This is a genomic window from Paraburkholderia phosphatilytica, assembly GCF_003443895.1.
Classification (GTDB): Bacteria; Pseudomonadota; Gammaproteobacteria; order Burkholderiales; family Burkholderiaceae; genus Paraburkholderia; species Paraburkholderia phosphatilytica.
This window is the reverse complement of sequence record NZ_QQOA01000002.1, coordinates 292415-310699: the sequence shown is the minus strand read 5'-3', so window position 1 is coordinate 310699 and position 18285 is coordinate 292415. Positions and strand designations below refer to the sequence as shown.

Annotated in this window: 14 protein-coding genes; 11 read left to right on the top strand and 3 right to left on the bottom strand. The window is 67.2% G+C overall.

Going from position 1 to position 18285, the window contains the following annotated elements:
• From DVS29_RS03215 to lepB, 11 genes are all read left to right on the top strand, one after another.
• On the top strand, positions 1-1887 hold the full coding sequence (locus DVS29_RS03215) for an O-antigen ligase family protein (protein ID WP_124800590.1): 1887 nt from the start codon (positions 1-3) through the stop codon (positions 1885-1887).
• 35 nt (positions 1888-1922) lie between these two features.
• The gene (locus DVS29_RS03210) at positions 1923-3122 is read left to right on the top strand and encodes a glycosyltransferase family 4 protein (RefSeq protein WP_118178992.1); all 1200 of its coding nucleotides are present in this window, start codon (positions 1923-1925) and stop codon (positions 3120-3122) included.
• The gene (locus DVS29_RS03205) at positions 3119-4273 is read left to right on the top strand and encodes a glycosyltransferase family 4 protein (RefSeq protein WP_118178991.1); all 1155 of its coding nucleotides are present in this window, start codon (positions 3119-3121) and stop codon (positions 4271-4273) included. Before DVS29_RS03210 ends, DVS29_RS03205 begins: the two co-directional genes overlap by 4 nt.
• A 216-nt stretch (positions 4274-4489) precedes the next feature.
• The gene (locus tag DVS29_RS03200) at positions 4490-6004 is read left to right on the top strand and encodes an oligosaccharide flippase family protein (protein WP_164707833.1); all 1515 of its coding nucleotides are present in this window, start codon (positions 4490-4492) and stop codon (positions 6002-6004) included.
• Between the two features lie 200 nt (positions 6005-6204).
• Positions 6205-8346: a serine aminopeptidase domain-containing protein gene (locus tag DVS29_RS03195; RefSeq protein WP_118178989.1), complete on the top strand. Its 2142-nt coding sequence runs from the start codon at positions 6205-6207 to the stop codon at positions 8344-8346.
• Positions 8347-8528: 182 nt separating this feature from the next.
• Entirely contained in the window at positions 8529-9887 is a 1359-nt protein-coding gene (locus DVS29_RS03190) for a hypothetical protein (protein ID WP_118178988.1), read from the top strand.
• Between the two features lie 238 nt (positions 9888-10125).
• Positions 10126-11748, top strand: coding sequence for a mannose-1-phosphate guanylyltransferase/mannose-6-phosphate isomerase (locus tag DVS29_RS03185; RefSeq protein ID WP_118178987.1), 1623 nt, complete (start codon positions 10126-10128; stop codon positions 11746-11748).
• A 7-nt stretch (positions 11749-11755) separates the two neighbouring features.
• Complete coding sequence (locus tag DVS29_RS03180) at positions 11756-12337, top strand: flavin reductase family protein (RefSeq protein WP_118178986.1); 582 nt, start codon at positions 11756-11758, stop codon at positions 12335-12337.
• 349 nt (positions 12338-12686) lie between these two features.
• Positions 12687-13475 (top strand): FadR/GntR family transcriptional regulator, encoded by a 789-nt coding sequence (locus tag DVS29_RS03175; protein WP_118178985.1) that lies wholly within the window; start codon positions 12687-12689, stop codon positions 13473-13475.
• Between the two features lie 97 nt (positions 13476-13572).
• Complete coding sequence (locus tag DVS29_RS03170; RefSeq protein ID WP_118178984.1) at positions 13573-14580, top strand: Gfo/Idh/MocA family protein; 1008 nt, start codon at positions 13573-13575, stop codon at positions 14578-14580.
• A 142-nt stretch (positions 14581-14722) separates the two neighbouring features.
• On the top strand, positions 14723-15424 hold the full coding sequence (gene lepB, locus DVS29_RS03165) for a signal peptidase I (protein WP_118178983.1): 702 nt from the start codon (positions 14723-14725) through the stop codon (positions 15422-15424).
• A 78-nt stretch (positions 15425-15502) separates the two neighbouring features.
• On the opposite strand, the gene DVS29_RS03160 is transcribed toward lepB, so the two are convergent.
• The 3 genes from DVS29_RS03160 to DVS29_RS03150 form a co-directional block, all read right to left on the bottom strand.
• Complete coding sequence (locus tag DVS29_RS03160; protein ID WP_118178982.1) at positions 15503-16162, bottom strand: amino acid ABC transporter permease; 660 nt, start codon at positions 16160-16162, stop codon at positions 15503-15505.
• A gap of 35 nt (positions 16163-16197) precedes the next feature.
• A complete protein-coding gene (locus DVS29_RS03155) occupies positions 16198-16995 on the bottom strand; it encodes a cystine ABC transporter substrate-binding protein (RefSeq protein ID WP_118178981.1) in 798 nt (265 codons plus the stop codon).
• 176 nt (positions 16996-17171) lie between these two features.
• Positions 17172-18203, bottom strand: a complete 1032-nt coding sequence (locus DVS29_RS03150) for a quinone-dependent dihydroorotate dehydrogenase (protein WP_118178980.1) — start codon at positions 18201-18203, stop codon at positions 17172-17174.
• Positions 18204-18285 lie beyond the last annotated feature (82 nt).

Sequence of the window (18285 nt, the reverse complement as noted above, 5' to 3'; positions counted from 1 at the left end):
GTGAGCCCTGATTCCGGGCGCGCCACGGGGCGCGCCAACCCGCGCGACGGCGTGGACGACAGCGCTGCCGCGGGTTCTACCGGAAACACCGGGTCGAACCCAGCCCAGCACGCCGCACCCGAATCCCACCATCTGGAACATGGCCGGGCCTCGTCCGCCGAAGCCTCGTCCTCGCATGCGTCGCATACCGCGGACCCGGACGGTCATGCGGCGCCGCGGCGCGGCGGCGGCGGCGCGCTCGCGACGACGGGCGGGCGCCTGCACGTGGATGCGGTTGCGTCGAAGCTGCGCTGGCGGCCGCCGGTGGCACCCGCAGGGACGGTGGAGCGTTTTGTCGCGCGCCGGCCGAAACGGCGCCTGTTCGGCCCGGTGAGCGTGCCGATCGCGCTGTTCGTGCTGATGTTCGCGCTCGGCTTTGCGCATCAGGGACGGCTCGTCGAGTACGTGTTTCCGGTGCTGTCGCTCGGCATCGCGCTGTGGCTCTACCGCTGGCATCCCGCTCACTATCTGGGTTTCGTGTGCTGGGTGTTCTTCCTGACCCCGGAGATCCGGCGCATCGGCGACTACTTCGCGGGCGGCTTCAACCCCGTGAGCCTGACGATGACCGCGCCGCTGATCGTGTCGGCGATCTCGGGCTTCACGCTGATCACCAACTTCAACATGCTCGGCCAGCGCCGTGCGGCGCCGCTCGTGCTGGTGCTGCTCGGCCTGCTGTACGCGTATCTGATCGGCGTGACGCGCGCGGGCATTCCGGCCGCGACATTCGCGGCGGTGGGCAGCATGCTGCCGGCGCTGATCGGCTTTCGCCTCGTCGCGACGTGGGAAGAACACCCGAACTACCAGCGCGTGCTGCTGAAGACCTTCGTGTGGGGCGCGGCGCTGATGGGCGCGTACGGCATCTACGAATTCGTCAATCCGCTGCCGTGGGACGCGTACTGGCTGCTCGCGTCGGGCATGCATTCGGAAGGCGACGCGGTGCCGTTCATGATGCGCGTATCGAGCACGATGAACTCGTCGGGTCCGTTCGCGAATACCGCGATGATCTGCCTCCTGATGTCGCTCGCGGCGCGCCGCTGGCAGCGGGTCGCGGCCGGGCTCGCGCTGCCGGCACTGATGTTCACGTCGGTGCGCAGCGCGTGGGGCGGCCTCCTGATCGGGCTCATCTATCCGGTCGCGATGCTCGACCTGAAGAGCCGCATCCGCCTCTTTGCGAGCGTGTTCGGTCTCGTCGTGCTGTGCACGCCGGTGCTGTTCTTCAACGAGATCACCGACCACTTCACGAAGCGGCTCGAGACGGTGCAGAACCTGAACGACGACAACAGCTTCCAGGCGCGCGCCGATTTCTACAGCGGCTTTCTCTCCACCGCGCTCACCGACATCACCGGCCAGGGCTTCGGCACGACGGGTCTCGCGAGCAAGCTGGTGGACACCTCGTCGAAGACGATCGGCGTGTTCGACAGCGGCCTGATGGAAGTGCCGTACGTAATGGGCTGGCCGGGCTCGCTGCTGTACGTGTCGGGCGTGTTTCTCGCGCTGTCGCGCGCGTTCACCGCGACGCGCCGCCGTCCGGAGGACCGCTTCGGGATGTCGGGCGTCGGCTCGGCGTTCGCGGTGCTGACGATGATGGTGTTCTCGAACACGCTCGTCGCGGCGTCGGGCATGTTCTTCTTCATCAGTGTCGTGATGCCGGTCAACGCGCTGCGCTATGCGCGCGAGCGCGGGTCGAACGCCGCGTCGCCAGCGGGTGCGCGCGGCAGAAAAACGGCCGGCGGGCAGACGAAACAGCAGGGCATGCAGCCGGCGAGCGGGATGACCGTCACGCAGTACGGCATGCATGCGTCCGGCGCCACGCGGCCGCTGCAACGCACTACACAACCAACGATCTAGCGCACGCCGCCAGGCGCACAGCGCGGGGGAGCACCATGAGAATACTGATCGTCACCCATGTGGTGGGCAATCACGATGGGCAAGGGCGGGTCAACTACGAGATCGTGCGCGCGGCGCTCGATGCGGGCCACTTCGTGACCGTGCTCGGCTCGCGCGTCGCGCCTGTGCTGCTGCCGCATCCGCATCTGCGTTTCGTGCAGGTGCGCGAGAGCGCGCTGCCCAGTTCGCTGCTCAAGTACCAGATGTTCGCGCTGAAGAGCAGCGCGTGGATCCGCCGGCATCGTCAGGAGTTCGACGTGATCCACGTGAACGGCTTCATCACCTGGGCGAATGCCGACGTGAACTCGGTGCACTTTGTGCACGACGGCTGGTATCGCTGCGGCTTCTATCCGTTCAAGCCGTTGAAGCGCGCGTACGACACCTACCAGTGGCTGTTCACCCGCGTGAACATGTGGTGCGAACGCCGCGCGTTTCGCGCGTCGCGCGTGGTCGTGCCGGTGTCTCAGAAGGTGGCCGAAGAAGTGCGCGCCACCGGCGCCGACGAGCGCAGCCTGCGTGTGATCCACAATGGCGTCGACCTGTGCGAGTTCGCGCCGGGCCTCGCGCAGCGCGAACGCTTCGATTTGCCGAAGGACGCGTTCCTGCTGCTGTTCGCGGGCGACCTGCGGGTGCCGCGCAAGAATCTCGACGCGGTGCTGCACGCGTTGCGCACGACCCCGGACCACGTGCATCTGGTGGTGGCCGGCGCGCTGCGCAACAGCCGCTATCCGGCGCTCGCCGCCGAACTGGGCGTAGCCGACCGCGTGCATTTCACCGACTTCGTGCGCGACATGCCGGCGCTGATGCGCTCGGTCGACGCGTTCGTGTTTCCGTCACGTTATGAGGCGATGAGCCTCGTGCTGCTGGAAGCGCTCGCGAGCGCGCTGCCGGTGGTGACGGTGGCGACGGCGGGCGGTGCGGAAGTGATCGGCAGCGACTGCGGCGTGGTGCTCGACAACCCGGAAGACATCGGCGCGCTGTCGGCCGCGATCGGATCGATCGCCGGCGACCCGGCGCGTGCCCGCGCGATGGGCGAGGCGGCGCGCAAGCTCGCAGCGACGCTCAGCTGGGAACGGATGGCGGGCCGCTACCTGTCGCTCTACGACGACGTGGTCGCGGGGCGGCGCTCGCCGCAAGCCGTGCGCGCGGGTGATCCGGCGGTCGGCAAGGCCGGCACTGTGACGGCGGTGTCATGAGCGAGGCTCTCGATTCGCTGCAGATCGGCATGCACTGGTTCGGCGAGCGGCCGGGCGGGCTCGAACGCATGTTCAAGGCGCTCGTCGAAACGCTGCCTTCGCAGGGCGTGAATACGCGCGGCCTCGTCGCGGGCTCGACGGACGTCGAACGCGATTCGGGCGGCCGCGTGCTCGCGTTCGCGGAACCGGGCGCGCGCCTCGACCAGCGCATGTGGCATGCGCGCGCGCAGTCGCGGCGCCTCAAGCGCGCGCACGCGCCAGATATCGTCGCGTCGCACTTCGCGTTGTACGCGGCGCCGACGCTGGGCCTCTTCCGCAAGACGCCGCGCGTCGTGCATTTCCATGGACCATGGGCCGACGAATCGGGCGTGGAGGGCGGCAGCCGCGCGTCGCTGATCGCGCGCCACGCGCTGGAAAAATCCGTCTACCGGCATGCGACGCGGCACATCGTGCTGTCGCAGGCGTTCAGCAACGTGCTGCAGGAACGCTATGGCGTGAAGGAAGAGACGATCCGCATCGTGCCCGGCTGCGTCGACGTTTCGCGTTTCGCGATCCGCGTCGCGAAGGCGCGGGCGCGCAAGCAGCTCGGCCTGCCGGCCGACCGGCCGATCGTGTTCTGCATCCGCCGGCTGGTCGCGCGCATGGGCCTCGAAGAACTGATCGACGCGATGTTCGTCGTGCGCCAGGCAGTGCCCGATGCGCTGCTCGTGATCGCAGGCAAGGGACCGCTCGAAGACGCGCTGCACGAGCGGCTCGTCGCGCGCGGACTGGAGAACCACGTGCAGCTCGCGGGCTACGTACCCGACGCGAAGTTGCCGCTGTGGTACCGCGCGTCCGACATTTCGGTCGTGCCGAGCCTCGCGCTGGAAGGCTTCGGCCTCACGACGATCGAATCGCTCGCGGCCGGCACGCCGGTGCTGGTGACGCCCGTGGGCGGGCTGCCGGAGGCGGTCGCGCCGCTGTCGCCGGAGCTGGTGTTCCAGTCGATGGGCTACGACGCGATCGGCGCGGGCATCGCCGATGCGCTGCTCGGTCGCACGAAACTGCCGGACGAGCGCACCTGTACCCGCTATGCGCGTTCGAACTTCGACAATCGCGTGATCGCGGCGAAGGTCGCGGCGGTGTATCGCGAGACGGTCGTGACGGCCTGAACGCCCGGCCTGAACGCCCGGCCTGAGCGCGCGGATTGCCGCGATCAATGCCACCGTTGCGTCCGTGCACGGTTCGTGCGCGGACGCACGGTACCGGCCCGGCGTATTAAGCACAATCCTGTATCGCATGCGATTGGCACGCGGGCCACATTCGAAGGCCGCGGCCGCAGCGCACAGCATTGCCGTCACTCGGGGGAGCGGATGGACAGGCGGATCTTGAAGAATGCCGGCCTCACGCTGGCGGGAACACTGGTGCCTATCGGCATCTCGCTCGTCACCGTGCCGGGCTATCTGTCCGCGCTCGGCGCGCAGCGCTACGGGATGATGAACCTCGTGTGGACCGTGATCGGCTACTTCGGGGTGCTCGATCTCGGCATCAGCCTCGCCACCGAAAACCGCATCTCGATCGCCTGCGCGGCCGAACACGACTCCGACGCGCATGCCGACCGGCAAGGCCACGACCGCGCGCACGCGCAGCTCGAGGAAGTGTTTTTCAGCGCGGTCTGCATGAACTTCATCACCGGCGTGATCGGCGCGGTGTTGCTGCTGGGCGGCGCACTCGTCTATCTGACGTGGTTCGCGCATCTGTCGCCGGGTTTCAGCCATGAAATCTACGCGAGCCTGCCGTGGCTCGCGATCGCCATTCCGCTTGCCAATATCACCTGGGTCTTCGCCGGTTCGCTGACGGGCGCCGACCGCTTCGGCGTGTTCAACCTGAACCAGGTGCTCGGCATGGCGTCGTTCCAGTGCGTGCCGCTGCTGGCCGCGCACTTTATTTCGCCGACGCTGCCGGTCGTGATCGGCGCCGCGGTGATCACGCGCGTGCTCAGCGGGATCGTGCTGTGGATCTCGACGCGCCGTTCGCTCGGCCTGTCGCGCTGGCATACGCCGAGCGTCGCGATCGTGCGCCAGCTGTTCAGCTTCGGCGCGTGGGTCGTGATCGGCGGTGCGGCGGAAGCGCTCGCGACGAGTCTCGATCGTCTTTTCATCGGCGGCATGATGGGCGCGCGCGAAGTCGCGTACTACGCGACGCCTCAGAACCTGGTGAGCCGTCTCGCGGTGCTGCCCACGGCGGTGATGCGTTCGCTGTTTCCGCGCCTGTCGGCGTCGTCGCGCAGCGATGCGCATGCGCTGACGCGGCAGGGCATCGCGCTCGTCGCGGGCGTGCTGACGCCGGCCACCATCGTCGCGATCTGCGTGCTGCATCCGTTCCTCGCTTGGTGGGTCGGCAACGATCTCGCCACCGCTGGCGTTGCCGCGGGGCGCGTGCTCGCGCTGGCGGTGTGGGTGGGCAGCACGGCGAGCGTGGTGCGCGTGCTGCTGCAGGCACAGGCCGACCCGGGGCGCGCTGCGCGCATCAGCATGATCCAGCTGCCGCTCCTCGCGCTGATGCTGTGGCTCGGCCTGTCGACGCTGGGACTGGTCGGCGCCGCGCTTGCGGTGCTGTGCCGTTCGCTGGTGGATGGCGCGCTGCTGGTGCGCTCGGCGAAGCTCGGCGGCCGCACGCTGCTCGGCGTGCTGCTGCCGCACGCGGCCTGCCTCGGTGTCGCGATGCTGCTCGCGGATGCGCTGTCGGGCTTCCTCGAACTGGCCGCGGCCGCGCTCGTGATGGCCGCGGTGAACCTGGGCATCACGCTCGCGCTGTCGGCGCCGCTGCGCGCGTTCGTGCGGGAACTGCCCGCGCTCGCGATGCGCCGCACGCGTGTGCAGACCGGCGATCGCATGGTTTGACTGTGACGCATCGGCCTGCAATCGCACGCTTGTCACGCACGGCCTTGTAAGGCTTTGTGGGCCGACGAACGGTGTCCTTGCAACGGGCCTGCTTGAATACCACGGTCAGTGTGCCGCGCACCGGGTGGCACCCAGCACGCAGGGCAGGCGAATCATACGAATCAAACGAATCAGCAGCATCGAGGGAGGTTGAGCGGGGGATGGAACCGATCGTATTCGGCGAGTGCTTCGGCTGGCTGCATGCCGCGCGCGGCTCGCGCGGCGTGGTGCTGTGCGCGCCATTCGGCTACGACCAGCTGTGCACGCATCGCGGCTGGCGGCGTCTGGCCGCGCAGCTCGCGGCGAACGGACTCGCGACGCTGCGCTTCGACTATCCGGGCACCGGCGACTCGGCAGGCGTTGAGGAAGACCCAGGCCGTCTCGCTGCATGGCTCGACAGCATCAGCCTCGCGATCGATACGCTGCGGGCCCGCACCGGCGTTACCGAGATTGCGCTGTGCGGTTTCCGTCTCGGCGCGCTGCTGGCGGCGCGCGTCGCCGAGCGGCGCGGCGACGTGCATTCGCTTGCGCTGCTCGCCCCCGTCACCTCCGGTCGTCTCTATGTGCGCGAACTGCGCGCGCACCGTCAACGCTGGCTGACCACGCCCGCCGGTTTCGATGCTGATCCGCTGCCCGAGAACGCCGGCTATGTCGATGCCTATGGCTTCGGCATTCACGGCGACGACGTGGCGCGTCTGTCCGCGATCGATCTCGCGCGCGGCGAGATCAACGGCGCGCTGCGTCCGGCGCAACGCGCGCTGATTCTCGATTCGATCGATCAGGGGCGCGTGAAGGCGCTCGCTAGCCGCTACGAGTCGCTCGACTGCCGGGTGACGACGGGGCCGTTCGACGAATGCGACCGTTTCCTCACGGAAGCGCTGTACAGCGAGACGCCGCGCGAAGCGTTCGACACGCTCGTGCAATGGCTCGCCGACGGCGCGCGCAAAGCGAGCACGCACGAAGGCGATGCGATGCGCGGCGACCGCGCGCGCGGAGAAGAGGGCGCGGCCGGCGGCAGCCGGGTGCATGCGCTTGCTCCTGCGCTCAGGCTTGCCGCATCCGATGCGCGCGAGACGCCAGTGTCGTTCGGCGTGCCGTATCAGGCAGGCAATTACTTCGGCATCCAATGCATTCCGGACCGCACCGATCCAGAGCTGCCGGCGGTGCTGTTCTGCAACACGGGTGCGAGTCACCACACCGGCGACGGACGCATGTTCACGCTGTTCGCGCGGCGTCTCGCGCAGCAGGGCGTCGTATCGCTGCGGATGGATCTCGCGGGTCTCGGCGACAGCTCGCCGCTGTCGCCCGAGGTGACGCTCGATACGATCTACGCGGACGCGTCGGGCGCCGACGTCGCGGCGGGTGCCGCGTGGCTCGCGCAGCGCGGCCACCGGCGAATCGTCGTGATCGGCGTGTGCGGCGGTGCGTTCAATGGCTTGCAGGCGGCGCGTCTGCATCCGGCGATCGTCGGTTGCGTGGGCGTGAACCTGCAGAAGTTCGTGTGGGATGGCGCCGAACGTCAGCCGGGCGCGCCGGTGTTCGCGCAGAGCCGGCTCTACTGGCGCTCGGCGTTCAGCCTGCGCAAGTGGGGCGAGGCGCTGCGCGGCGAAGCGGATGCGTTGCGCGCGGCGCGCGCGGTCACCACACGTAGCTGGCAGTCAATGCATCGGCGGACCCGCAGCGCGCTCGCGCGAGTCGGTCTCGCGAAGCTCGACGGCAATCCGGTGCAGGCGCTGATGCACGAGCTGCACGAGAAGGGCGTGCAGGTGCGGCTCCTCTACGGCGCGTTCGATGTCGGTCTCGAAGAGCTGAAGATCCATTTCGGTCCCGAGGGCCGCGCATTGCGCCGCTATCCGGGCATGGAAGTCCGTCTGCTGCCGAAGCTCGATCACGCGCTTTTCACGCGCACGGCGCGTGAAAACGTGATGCGCGATACCGAAGCGTGGCTCTTCGAGGTCATGCGCGAGACGGCGGAAGAGAAGACCGAGCGCGCGACCATCGCGCAGCGTGCACGCGATGCGGCGCTGGACGCGACGTATCGCGCGCCTGACGGGGGCCGTGCGCGGGTTGCGTCGCCGGCGGGCGTTCCTGCTGCCGCCGCCGGTTCGGCGGCTCAAGCGGGTGGCGATCGCAGACCGCGCGTCGCGGTGCCGGATGGACTCGTCGCCACGCTCGCCGCGAGCGATGGCGATGGCGCGCACGGCGCCACGCCTGCCGCGCCAGTGACGCCGGAGCGGGAAGACGCCGTGCTGCTGCGTCTGTCTGACCGGCGCGCGGGCCGCACGCCACAGCGCCTGCATTGACCAGCAGCGCTTGCACTGACTCATTGACCCGCAGAAACACCGACCTTGCATCGGCATGCGTAGCAGTTTGCGATGTTCTGTGCACTATCGCACGGCGCGATGCGCGGATGTCTTCTAGCATCCTGTCATCGTCGCGCCATCGGGGTGGAGCGCGGCATCCAACGCTCTTCGGGGTCGAGCGCATGAAGCGTACTTATTCCTGGCTGGTGGTCCTGCTCGTCGGTCTGTCGGTGTCGCTCGTCTGGACCGTGACGCTGTCACATCCGGCGCATCTGAACTGGAGTCCGTGGGCCTACTCCGAGTGGCTCATCAACTACGACGGCGGCTTCATCCGCCGCGGCATGGGCGGCGAACTGATCGACATGCTCGTGCCGAGCGATCACGTCGCCGCGGTCAATCTGCTGGTATTCGCGAACTACGCGGCGCTGAGCGCACTGCTGCTGTGGGCCTGGCGCAAAACGCCGACGCGCAGCGCCGCGGCGATGGCGCTCGCGGTGCTGGTGCCCGGCGGTCTCTTTCAAATGGCGGTGGGTAACGCGTTCTTCTTTCGCAAGGAGATCGTGTTTCATATCGCGCTCGGCGTCGACTGTCTGCTGTACAGCCTCACGTTCGCCGCGGCGACCACGCAGCGTCGCAACGCATGGGCAGGTGTGCTGATCGCTTTCTTCGCGGCGCAAAGCGTGTTTCTGCCGCTCGTGCACGAAGCGTATCTGTTCATCTCGTATCCCGCTGCGTGGCTGATCGCGAACCGTGTGGCGCGGCTGTGTCCGGAGCGGCCGATGTATCGCCGCATCGTCGATGCGACGATCGGACTCGAAGTCGTGCTGTTCAGCCTCTGCGCGATGTTCAAGGGCAACGCGGACGTGGTGAATCACATGTGGCATGCGATGAGCGCGGCGGACCGTCTGCTGATCTCGCAAGGCACCGATGCGCTGCCGTCGGGCGGCATCTCGGCGATCGGCTGGAGCACGATGCTGAACCTGTCGGGCGTGTTCCAGATGTTTTTCGCGGGCGAATTCTGGATCTGGGGGCTTGCGGGCGCCGGCATCGCGGGCGTGCTGGTACTCGTCACCGCATGGAGCGTGGCGCGCACGGGCGCGAATGCGGCCACGGCGGAAGGCGCGGAACAGATTGCGCACGACGCCGGCCTGTTCGGCGCGCATCTGCGGCAGCTCGGGTTCCTGTTCCTCGCGTCGTCGCCGATGTATCTGCTCGGGATCGACTGGGGTCGCTGGCTGTCGTCGATGACGATCTCGTATCTGCTGATCCTGTTCGTCGATGCGCGCGCATCGTTGAGCCCGCCGGATCTGCTGCGCGTGCTGCCGCGCGCGGTGCGTGCGCGCATCGCGAAATGGCTCGAATTTTCTCCGCAGCGCGCGTCGCGCGCGCTGTTCGGAGCGGTCACGAGACGACGGATAACGTGCCTCGTGCTGGCGCTGTTCTTCTGTCTGACGTTCCGCTCGCCGGAGTGCTGCATGAAAGTGGGGAGTCCGTTCTATCGGCTGAAGCCGATGGTGATGGAAGTCCTCAAAGCGCGTTGAACGCGCACGCATTCTCGATGCGCGTGATGTGGCTTCGCCGTATGCGATGCTGGTTTCGTCGGGGGAATGTGTGTGTGCAGTCGAACAGAAAGGCGTGCTGAGCGTCTGGTTGAATCGCGCAAATGAGTCGGCCATGTGAGTCGACCAACCGGGTCAACCGACGCAGTGGAGGCCGTGTTGGCATCCACGGCGGACGCTGCCGAAAACGTGGAATCTTGAAGCATCAGGGGAGCAGTGCATGAACGATATGGCATTGGCCTTCGCAGGTGCGGCGCGCGGCACCGCGGGACATTGCGTCGTGCGGCCGGTGATTCTCGCGGGCGGCTCGGGTACGCGGCTCTGGCCGCTGTCGCGCGAGCATTGTCCCAAGCAGCTGATCGGTCTTCTCGGCGACGAGTCGCTGCTCGAAGCCACCATGCGCCGTATCGAGGGCCTGTTCGCGCGGCGCGACGATCCGCGCGATGCTCCACGTTCCGGCGAGACTGCATTTGCGATGCCACGCAGCACCTGCGAGACGCTCGCGCCGCTCGTCGTGTGCAGCGAGGAACTGCGTCTGCTGACCACTGAGCGAGTCGAACGCGTTGCGCAGAATGCGCGCATCGTGCTCGAACCGGCGGCCCGCAACACGGCGCCCGCGCTGACGGTCGCGGCGCTCGCCGCGCAGGCGGACCTGCCGCCCGTCGCCGCGAACGATCCGCCGATGGAAGACCCGGTGCTGATCGCGATGCCGGCCGATCATCTGATCGGCGATCGGATGGCGTTTCTTGCCGCGCTCGAAGAGGCGGTCGTGCACGCGCTGCGCGGCTCGATCGTCACGCTTGGCGTGCCGCCTTCGCGCGCTGAAACGGGATATGGATACATCCGCACCGGCACGCCGATCAGCCTGCTCGATGGCGAACCGGCGGCAGGCGGCCGCGCGCGCACGATCGGCGCGTTCGTCGAGAAGCCGGACGAAGCGACCGCGGCGGACTATCTCGCATCGGGCGAGTACTGGTGGAACAGCGGCATCTTCGTCGTACGCGCGTCGGTGTGGCTCGACGCGATCGCGCGTTGCAGCCCCGAAATCGCGCGCGCGTGCAACGACGCGTTTGCGGGCGCCAAGGTGCTGCCGCAAGCCGGCTGCAACGCATTGCAGCTCGCACGCGAAGCGTTCGCCGCGTGCCCGTCGGATTCGATCGATTACGCAGTGATGGAACACATCGGCACGGATCCGGCGCTGCAGGGCGTCGTCGTGCCGCTCGTCGCGGGCTGGTCGGACGTCGGCGCATGGGATGCGGTGTGGCAGGTCTCGGAGAAGGATCGCGCGGGTAACGTCGCGCGCGGCCGCGTGCTGTTCGAAGGCGCGACCGACAGCTTCGCGCACTCGGACGGCCGCCTCGTCGCGTGTGTCGGCGTGCAGGGCGTGGTGGTGGTCGAGACGGCCGACGCCGTGCTCGTGGCCGCGAAGGACCGCGTGCAGGACGTGAAGGCGATCGTCGGAAGGCTGAAGGCGCAGCGCGGAAGCGAAGCGCAGGAGCACCGCAAGGTGGAGCGGCCGTGGGGCTGCTACGACTCGATCGATCGCGGGGAGCGCTTCCAGGTGAAGCGCATCGTCGTGAAGCCGGGCGGCCGGCTGTCGCTGCAGATGCATCATCATCGCGCGGAGCACTGGGTCGTGGTGCGCGGCACGGCGCGCGTGACGCGCGGCGACGAGATCTTCCTGCTGAGCGAGAACGAGTCGACGTACATTCCGCTCGGCGTCATGCACCGTCTCGAGAATCCCGGCAAGACGCCGCTCGAGATCATCGAGGTGCAATCGGGTTCCTATCTCGGCGAAGACGACATCGTGCGCTTCGACGATCAGTACGGCCGGGCTTCGTGAGGCCGCGATGAACGCACGCGTGCTCCCGTTCGACGAATCCCGCCGCGAGGCGGCCCTGCCGGCATCGCCGCCGCATGCGGCGGCTCACGACGCCGCGTCGTTCGACGAGCGCCGTTTCCGGCATGCGCTGGGTCGTTTCGCGACCGGCGTGGTGGTGATTTCGTCAGGCACCGAAGAACGGCTGCATGCGATGACGGCCAACGCGTTCATGTCGGGCTCGCTGAAGCCGCCGCTCATCGTGGTCTCGGTCGCACATCGCGCGCGCATGCATCAGCGGTTGATGGACGACGACCGGTTCGGCGTGAGCGTGCTGTCGAACGAGCAGGAATCGCACAGTCGTCACTTCGCCGGCGAACTGCAGGCGCATCTGTCCGGCAGCGGCGCGCCGGCGTTCGCGACGGTGGACGGCATGCCCGGCGTCGCGCTGCTCGAGCGCGCGGTTGCACGTTTTGCGGCGAGCATCGTCGACCGGCATCCATGCGGCGATCACACGCTTTTTATCGGGGAAGTTTGCATGTTCGCGCTCGACGAGCACGCACCGCTGGTGTTTTTCGGTGGGCGGTATGCGTCGGTGGCATCGGGCAGCTGAAAAGCGACCAGGCGGGCACGATTGCGCGAGGTGCAACCGCGGCAACCGCGTGACGCGGGCAATGCCACAGAATGCCTCATGACCTGAACGATGCACGATACTGCGTAAAGGTCGTGCGCGATTAGTGTGCAGTGCTGGATAAATACCGAACATCCTCGCCGCGCCAATGTTACAGGGCGTTTCAGGAACGAAACAATTCTTCAGAGGGAATACCCTGTCAGGAGGTTTCCCAACTGGCATATTGAGTTGGATCGAAGCAACGTAGTGTAAACAGCAACAAATTTGCACATCGAGGGCCGCTGTTCGTCAACGCAAGCGCGGGCGGGAATCGCCGCATCGGGGAGGTGCCATGGAACAGGGCAACAAGGACCGATCACTCGTCAGCAAGGTGATGGACGGGCTGGTGACCGGGATCGTCGAAGATAGATATGGTGCTGTGCTGCCACCTCAGGACGTGTTGTCGAAAGACTTCGACGTGAGCCGCACAGTCATGCGTGAGGCGCTGTCGATGCTGCTCGCGCGCGACATGCTCGACGTGCGGCCGAAAATCGGCACGCGCATACGGCCGATGCGCGACTGGCGGATGATCGACGAGGACGTCGTGAACTGGCGTTTTCGCGCGAAACCCGATCCGCAGTTTCTGCGCGACGTGATCGAGTTTCGCGTGCTGATCGAACCGCGCGCCGCGGCGCAGGCGGCCGTGCGCGGCACGGCGGCCGACATCGCGGGCATTCGCGAAGCGTTCGAGGCGGTGCGCGCAATGCGCCCCGACGAGCCCGGCTTCCAGACCGCGGAGGAACTGTTGCACACGCGCATCGTGGTCGCGAGCGGCAACCAGTTCTTCCAGCAGATGGCCGCAATCGTGCGTGGCGCGCTGTCCGCATCGAATCCGATCGTATCGAGCGATCCCGTCGTGTGGCAGACGATGGTGGAGCGGCACGCGCGCGTCGTCGATGCGATCGAACGGCACGACCCGCGCGAAGCGGAAGCGGCGTCGCTTGCGCTGATCGACTTCATGGCGGACAAGATCGGCACCACGTTGCCGATGGAGCGTCCGCACGTCGGCGGCAACGGCGGCCTGCCGGGCCTTGGCGCGGCAAGTGCGCGCGATGACGCGGCAGGAGCGGCCGGCGTGTGAGCTGAAGCTCACGCGGGTGCAACCTCGAAGGGTGAGCGTGGATCGGCGACAATAGCGCGTCGCATCTTCGCTCCACCCGCAGAGGATTTCACCACCGATGAAGCACACGCAGTTCAGTCACGCCAGCACGATCCGTTGGGGCATCGTCGGCGCGGGGCGCATCGCGCGCCGCTTCGCGCAGAGTCTCGCGCACGTCGACGGCGCCACGCTCGCCGGCATCTGGTCGCGCCGCGCGGCGCCTGCCGCCGCGCTTGCCTCCGAATTCGCCGCGCAGTTCCACACTGAGACATTCGCCAGTGTCGATGCGCTCCTTGCGAGCGAACAGATCGACGCGGTCTACATCGCGACGATGCAGGACAGTCACGCGCATTACGCGAGTGCGGCGCTCGAAGCCGGCTGTCACGTGCTGTGCGAAAAACCCGCCACCGTGAACCGTGCGCAGCTCGAACGCGTGCTGAAGGTTGCGCATACTTCGCAACGGCTCTTCATGGAAGCGATGAAGCCGCCGTTCTATCCGCTCTATCGCAAGCTGCGCGAACAGCTCGCCGCCGATCCGATCGGCGACGTAGGGCTCGTGCGCGCGGGCTGCGCGATGTCGAACGTCGCGCCCGATCATCCGGCGTTCTCGTTCGAACACGCGGGCGGCGCGCTGCTCGATATCGGCGTGTACGAGATGTTTCTCGCGGTGGACTGGCTCGGCGCGCCGCTCGACGTGCAGACGATCGGCCGGCTCGGACCGACGGGTGTCGATACCTTTGCGAGTCTCAACAGCCAGCACGAACGCGGCATCGCGCAGCTGTTCTGCGGGCTCGATCTGCACGGCCGCGGCGATGCGCTGATCGCGGGCACGCGCGGTCACGTGACGATCCACGAGAACTGGTGGAACCCGGTGCGCGCGACGGTGCGCTATACGGATGGCCGCGTGGTCGAACTCGACGCGCCATTCGACGGCGGCGGGCTCAACTACGAGACCGCGCATTTCTGCGAGCTGATCCGCGCGGGCGCGCTGGAGAGCCCGGTGATGACGCACGCGAAGTCGCTCGCGATGATCGAGATGGCCGATCGGGCGCGCGCGGCACTGGGCTTGAAGTTCGCGTGCGAGTGAGTGTGCAAAATGAGCTTGAAAAATGAGCGTGCAAATGAGCGCGAGCAGTTCCGGAGCGCGCGCGGGCGACGGTGATAGGATGGCGCGCAGGCGGGGTGACGGTGCCCCGCGGCCTCTCTCAACTGTTCTCGCGGAGTAGTCCATGCGGCTTCTCAAACGCTTCTGGCGCGAATATCGCGGCCTGATCGCTTTTCTGTTCCTGATGACCCTGTTTCGCAGCGCGATCGCCGACTGGAACGTCGTGCCGACGGGCTCGATGCTGCCCACCATCCGCGAGGGCGACCGCATTCTGGTCGACAAGATGGCGTACGACCTGCGCGTGCCGTTCACGCACATCGCGATCGCGCATCTGCACGATCCGAAGCGCGGCGACATCGTGACGATCGATTCGTCGGCCGCGCACGATCTGCTCGTGAAGCGCCTGATCGGCCTGCCCGGCGACGTCGTCGCGATGCGCGACAACGTGCTCTACGTGAACGGCCGCAAGGCGGACTATCAGCCGCTCGCGATGAGCCCGGTCGAAGGCGATGCGAACTCGCCCGCCGACTACTACGTCGAGCACTTCGACGGCATCTCGCATGCGCTGCGTCTTTCCGAACTCGCGCCGAGCCCGCGCAGCACGTTCGGGCCGGTCACGGTGCCGGCGGGGGAATACCTGATGCTCGGCGACAATCGCGACGACAGCGCGGATTCGCGCTACTTCGGCTTTTTTCCGCGCAGCGAGCTGATGGGACGCGCGCGCCGCGTCGCGTATTCGCTCGATCCGGATCGTCACTATCTGCCGCGTTTCGACCGGCTGGGCGTAGCGCTCGATGGCGCCGCGATCGCGTCGGCGTCGCGTTGAGCGTGTGTAGTTCGAGGCGGAGCGGTTAGAAAAAAGCCAGCGGTGTTGCGCGCCGCTGGCTTTTTTTTCGATCAGTGATCAATGCCGGGTGGGCAGTGCGAGCCTTCGCTCGTACCAGTGCTGCACCCATTCGAGCACCTGACACAGCACCCAGTAGATCGCGGCGGCCGCGAGATAGAGCGGCAGCGGCTGGTAGGTCGACGCGATGATTTCCTGCGCGCTGCGCAACAGCTCGGTCACCGTGATCACGGACACGAGCGACGTGTCCTTGATCAGGCTGATGAGGCTGTTCGACAGGCTCGGAATCGCGATGCGCAGCGCCTGCGGCCCGATCACGTAGCGCAGCGTCTGCCGGCGCGACAGACCCAGGCTATACGAGGCGAGCCACTGTCCGCTATGAATGCCGAGGATCGCGCCGCGCATGCTCTCCGACAGATACGCGGCGACGTTCGCCGACAGCGCGATCACGCCGGCGGGCGTCGGGTCGAGCGAGATACCGAGGCTCGGCAGACCGTAATAGATCACGAAGATCTGCACGAGGAGCGGCGTGCCGCGCATCAGGCTCACGTACGCGCGCGCGATCCACTTGAGCGCGCTGTTGTGGCTGATGCCCATCAGCGCGAGCACGACGGCCGCGATCGATCCGAAGATCATCGACAGCACCGCGAACTTGACGGTCAGCACGGCGCCCTGCGCAAGTACCGGCAGCGACTGGATCAGCAGGGAGGTGACGGTCATGGGCGAACGGTCTCCGGCGTGCTAGCGCACGCGTCTTATTGCGAGATCGGCTTCGTCACGTCGATGCCGAACCACTTCTCCGAGATCTTCGTGAAGGTGCCGTCGGCTTCGAGCTGCGTCATCGCGTCGTCGATCGCCTTCGCGAACTTCGGGTTGCCCTTCTTGAACGGAATCGCCGACGGATTGCCGTTACCGACGGTCGAGCCCGTGCGCAGCGGCAGCTGCGAGTTCTTCAGCAGGTACGCGAGCATCAGGCGGTCGTTCAGCGCGGCGTCCAGACGCCCAGCGGCGAGGTCACGCAGATACTCCGGCGCGCCCGGGTAGGTCTTCACGTCGATGCCGGGCACCGACTTCGCCATGTCCATGTAGTTCGTGCCGAGACCGACGCCGAGCTTCTTGCCCTTGAGGTCGTCGAGCGACTTGAATTCGCGCGTGTCGTCCTTGCGCTGGATCAGCTGCGCGGCCGAGTACGTGTACGCCGGCGAGAAGTCGAGCACCTGCTTGCGCGCGTCCGTCACGCCGACCTGATTGACGATCACGTCGAACTTGCCGGCCTGCAGACCCGCGATGATGCCGCTCCATTCGGTCGTGATGAATTCGGGCTTCACGCCGAGCTTCGCGGCGACGGCCTTCGCGATGTCCACGTCGTAGCCGACCAGCTCGCCGTTCGGCGCTTTCGAATCGAACGGCGGGAAGGTGCCTTCGAGGCCGATGCGCAGCGTGCCGCGCGACTTGACCTGATCGAGCAGATCGTCGGCATGGGCGGCGACCGCGGTGAACGATGCGCCGATCAGACCGGCGACCAGGAGTTTCTTCAGCAACCCGAGTTTCATGGATGGAGTTCCTCTTTTTGTACGTCCCGAGATGGGCAATGAATCAGCCGCGAGAATAACGAAAAATCAATCGGCTGATAAATATCGTTTGTCTATGCCTATATGCCGTTGCAAGCAATGCGCCCGCGGGCGGCCTGCTTGTAGCGCTGGTGTCTCCTCCAGCGCGGATGCGGCGGTCAGCGGCCATTCGCCAGCGCTCGCGCGCATTCGGCCACGAGCGCCGGGCCGCGATAGATGAAGCCGGTGTACAGCTGGACGAGCGATGCGCCCGCGGCGAGTTTAGCGCGCGCGTCCTCGCCGGAGAAGATGCCGCCAACCCCGATGATCGGTACCGCGTCGCCGAGTTCCGCGCGCAGCCGGCGGATCACTTCGTTCGATGCATCGAACACCGGCCGCCCGGACAGACCGCCGGCTTCGTCGCCATGCGGCAGGCCCGCGACCGCGGTGCGCGACAGCGTGGTGTTGGTCGCGATCACGGCTTCGAAGCGATGGCGCAGCAGCGTGTCGGCAATCGACTTCACCTGCTCGTCGTCGAGATCGGGCGCGATCTTCAGCGCGAGCGGCACCAGCTTGCCGTGCAGGTCGGCGAGACGCTGCTGCTTGTCCTTTAGCGCCGACAGCAGCGCGTCGAGCTCGCCCGCGCCCTGCAGCTGGCGCAGGTTCTTCGTGTTCGGCGACGAGATGTTGACCGTCACGTAGCTCGCGAACGGGTACACGCGTTCGAGGCAGTACAGGTAATCTTCGGCGGCGCGCTCGATCGGCGTGTCCGCGTTCTTGCCGATGTTGAGGCCGAGCACGCCGCGATAGCGCGCGGCCTGCACGTTCTGCACGAACTCGTCGACGCCCGCGTTGTTGAAGCCCATCCGGTTGATCAGCGCGTTCGCCTGCGGCAGGCGGAACATGCGCGGACGCGGATTGCCCGGCTGCGCGCGCGGCGTCACCGTGCCGACCTCGATGAAGCCGAAGCCGAGCGCGGCGAGCCCGTCGATGCACGCGCCGTCCTTGTCGAGCCCGGCCGCGAGCCCGACCGGGTTGCGGAACGTGAGGCCCATCACGGTGCGCGGCGCGTCGGGCACGTGGGTGCCGAGCATGCCGGCAAGACCGGTGCGGCCGGCGGCGCACAGCGCGCGCAAGGTCAGGTGATGCGCGTCTTCCGCGTCCATGCGAAAGAGGCGGGCGCGTACGAGCGGATAAAGGGAGCTGAACACGGGAGGGACGAAGCCGGGCGGCGGAAAATGAGAACCCGCTATTTTACCGGCTTTATCGGGACGAACGGCTCGGCGATGAGGT